This window comes from Shigella sp. FC1661, assembly GCF_001712525.1.
In the GTDB taxonomy this organism is placed as follows: Bacteria; Pseudomonadota; Gammaproteobacteria; order Enterobacterales; family Enterobacteriaceae; genus Escherichia; species Escherichia coli.
The window spans coordinates 1-3,347 of sequence record NZ_MDGW01000213.1 but is presented as its reverse complement, the minus strand read 5'-3'; the positions used below and the strand labels follow the sequence as shown (position 1 = coordinate 3,347).

Annotated in this window: 2 protein-coding genes, 1 rRNA gene and 1 pseudogene; 1 reads left to right on the top strand and 3 read right to left on the bottom strand. The window is 50.4% G+C overall.

Annotated elements, in window-relative coordinates; translation table 11 throughout:
* Positions 1–101 (top strand): 5S ribosomal RNA (rrf, locus tag BFF42_RS13090); the annotation flags it as partial.
* 231 nt (positions 102–332) lie between these two features.
* Here the strand turns inward: rrf and BFF42_RS13080 are convergent.
* From BFF42_RS13080 to BFF42_RS13070, 3 genes and pseudogenes are all read right to left on the bottom strand, one after another.
* Entirely contained in the window at positions 333–1,091 is a 759-nt protein-coding gene (locus BFF42_RS13080) for an amino acid ABC transporter ATP-binding protein (protein ID WP_000078311.1), read from the bottom strand.
* A gap of 7 nt (positions 1,092–1,098) precedes the next feature.
* Entirely contained in the window at positions 1,099–2,202 is a 1,104-nt protein-coding gene (locus BFF42_RS13075) for an amino acid ABC transporter permease (RefSeq protein WP_012421492.1), read from the bottom strand.
* Positions 2,203–2,211: 9 nt separating this feature from the next.
* A pseudogene (locus BFF42_RS13070) lies at positions 2,212–3,256 on the bottom strand (amino acid ABC transporter permease); the annotation flags it as partial.
* Positions 3,257–3,347 lie beyond the last annotated feature (91 nt).

The window sequence follows — 3,347 nt, the reverse complement described above, 5'->3', positions numbered from 1 at the left end:
GCGGTGGTCCCACCTGACCCCATGCCGAACTCAGAAGTGAAACGCCGTAGCGCCGATGGTAGTGTGGGGTCTCCCCATGCGAGAGTAGGGAACTGCCAGACATCAAATAAAACAAAAGGCTCAGTCGGAAGACTGGGCCTTTTGTTTTATCTGTTGTTTGTCGGTGAACACTCTCTCGAGTAGGACAAATCCGCCGGGAGCGGATTTGAACGTTGCGAAGCAACGGCCCGGAGGGTGGCGGGCAGGACGCCCGCCATAAACTGCCAGACATCAAATCAAGCAAAAAGGCCATCCGAAAGGATGGCCTTTTTGCTTTTCGAACTAACATTCAATTAATGGATTACCTGCGATAAAAATGCCCTCGTACGCTCTGATTTAGGATGCGTAAAAAATTCATCAGGTGCAGCTTGTTCCACTATCTCCCCACGATCCATAAAAATTACCCGGTCAGCGACGGTACGTGCAAACCCCATCTCATGTGTTACACACAACATTGTCATACCCGACTGCGCCAGCCCAATCATCGTATCCAGCACCTCTTTCACCATCTCCGGATCGAGCGCCGACGTTGGTTCATCAAACAACATAATTTTCGGCTTCATACACAGCGAACGCGCAATGGCAACGCGTTGCTGCTGACCACCTGAAATCTGTCCGGGAAACTTATGCGCATGTTCGGCAATTCTCACCCGCTCAAGGTAATGCATCGCCAGAGCTTCAGCCTCTTTCTTAGGCATCTTGCGTACCCAAATCGGTGCCAGGGTACAGTTCTGTAAAACGGTCAGATGAGGGAAGAGATTGAAATGCTGAAATACCATTCCCACTTCCTGCCTGATGCGCTCAATATTGCGGATATCTTCATTAAGTTCGATGCCATCTACGACAATCCGTCCCTGTTGATGTTCTTCCAGATGATTAATACAACGAATGGTTGTCGATTTACCGGAACCAGAAGGGCCACACAGAACGATCCGTTCTCCCGGTTGCACGGTTAAATTTATATTTTTCAAAACATGGAATTGTCCATACCATTTATGGACGTTTTCCAGCGTAATCATCGCGTTAGCAGGTTGCAGTAAAATTTGGCTCATAGTGTCCTCAATGCGGTGTACGCCCGGCGTTAAAACGTTTTTCCAGATGTTGGCTATAACGTGACATGCTGAAACAAAAGATCCAGTAGATCAGCGCGGCGAAAACATACCCTTCCGTCGACATACCCAACCAGGCGGGATCAACGGTTGCCTGCTGAACGCTACTGAAAAGATCGAACAAGCCGATGATGATCACCAGGCTGGTATCTTTGAAGAGTGCGATGATGGTATTTACCAGCCCAGGAATTACCAGCTTCAACGCCTGTGGCAGAATAACCAGCCCCTGAGTTTTCCAGTACCCCAACGCCAGCGACTCTGCCGCTTCATATTGCCCTTTAGGTAGGGCCTGTAATCCGCCTCGCACGACTTCCGCAACATATGCTGACTGAAACAGGATCACGCCAACCAGCACGCGGATCAGTTTGTCGATACTGGTGCCTTCTGCCATAAACAACGGCAGCATGACCGAAGACATAAACAATACGGTAATCAGCGGTACGCCGCGCCAGAACTCGATAAAAATGACCGATAAGATACGCACAATCGGCATATGGGAGCGGCGACCTAACGCCAGTAAGATCCCCCACGGTAGCGCCCCCGCAATCCCAACGGATGCAATAATTAAAGTTAGCGTCAGCCCGCCCCATTGCCGGGTTTCAACCCGCTCAAGACCAAAAAAACCGCCATACATCAGCCACCAGACAATCAGTGGGTAAATCACCGCCCAGACCGCAATATAGCGACCGCGATGCGGGAGTATTTTCCAGAACATTGGTGCGATTGACACAAGGCCAATCAGTAATGCCAGGTTAATTCGCCAGCGTTGGTCGTGTGGGTAAAGTCCATACATAAACTGACCAAATCGTTCGTGGATGAAGACCCAACAGGCACCGGCTTTTGTGCAGTCGGCACGCGTTGAGCCAACCCAGTTAGCCTGCAAAAATGCCCAGTTCAGCAACGGTGGGATCAGTTCCCACATCAACCATATGCAGCCAATAGTCAGCAGGCTATTGCTCCAGCTGGAGAACAGATTTTTTCGCACCCACACCATCGCGCGGCTTGAGTTATGGCTCGCTGGGCGCGAGGGCTGAGACAGCAATACTTTTGTCATCATGACTCCTTAGCGTTCAACGATCGCGATGCGGCGGTTATAGATATTCATCAGCAGCGAGATAGTCAGGCTGATAATCAGATAGACCGACATGGTCATGGCTATCGTCTCGATGGCTTGCCCCGTCTGGTTCAGCACGGTGCCAGCAAACAGCGAAACCATATCGGGATAGCCAATAGCGGCGGCAAGAGAGGAGTTTTTGACGATGTTGAGATACTGGCTGGTTAACGGCGGAATAATCACTCGCAGTGCCTGGGGAATAATGACCTGGCGTAGCGTAACCCCAGTGACCGAGCCGCTTCATGTTGACCATAAGGCACTGCCTGGATCCCAGCGCGGATAATCTCGGCGATAAATGCAGAGGTATAAACCGAAAGTGCCAGCGTTAAGGCTGCCAGTTCAGGAATTAAAACCATTCCGCCGCGGAAGTTAAAGCCTCGTAGGGCTGGGACATCCCAGTGTAGTGCTGCGCCAAAAAGCCATTGCGCCAGTAAAGGCAAACCGATGATCAACACTGCGGCGAACGGCCAGGTGCGGCGCAGTTGTCCGGTCTTTATCTGGTATGTTTTATTAAAGCGGAATAGCCCAACAGAAAGGACTATAGCCATAACAACAGCCAGGATAAACGCAATAAATCCGTCTCCCAGCTGCGGTGACGGAATATAAAGCCCACGATTGCTCAAAAAGGCCAGATCAAACGCGCTCACAGCCTGGCGCGTGGTCCGGGCAAATTGCGCAACACGGCAAAGTACCAGAAGAAGATTTGCAGCAGCGGGGGAATATTACGGAAGATCTCAATATAAATTGTGGATAGCTTTCGTAGCAGCCAGTTATCCGAAAGTCTCGCCAGACCGATAAAGAAGCCTAAAACAGAAGCGAACACAATACACAATGCAGAAACCAGTAGCGTATTGAGTAAGCCGACAATAAAAACGCGTCCGTAGGTGTCGCCCTGCTGGTAATCGCTCAAATGCTGGACAATACCGAAGCCAGCGCCGCGATCCAGAAAGGCAAAACCTGAAGTAATGCCACGATTACTGAGATTCGTAAGCGTAAACTGACCGCCGTATGTAGCCATTAAGCCTGTATTGGTAACGTAGGTGCCCACCTTTTCAACTAGTGGACACCTGTTATGGAACAGAAAG

Bases quoted from the DNA above. Each gene is read 5' to 3' on its own strand.
- BFF42_RS13080 (WP_000078311.1), bottom strand. From the start codon at position 1,091: ATGAGCCAAATTTTACTGCAACCTGCTAACGCGATGATTACGCTGGAA.
- BFF42_RS13075 (WP_012421492.1), bottom strand. From the start codon at position 2,202: ATGACAAAAGTATTGCTGTCTCAGCCCTCGCGCCCAGCGAGCCATAAC.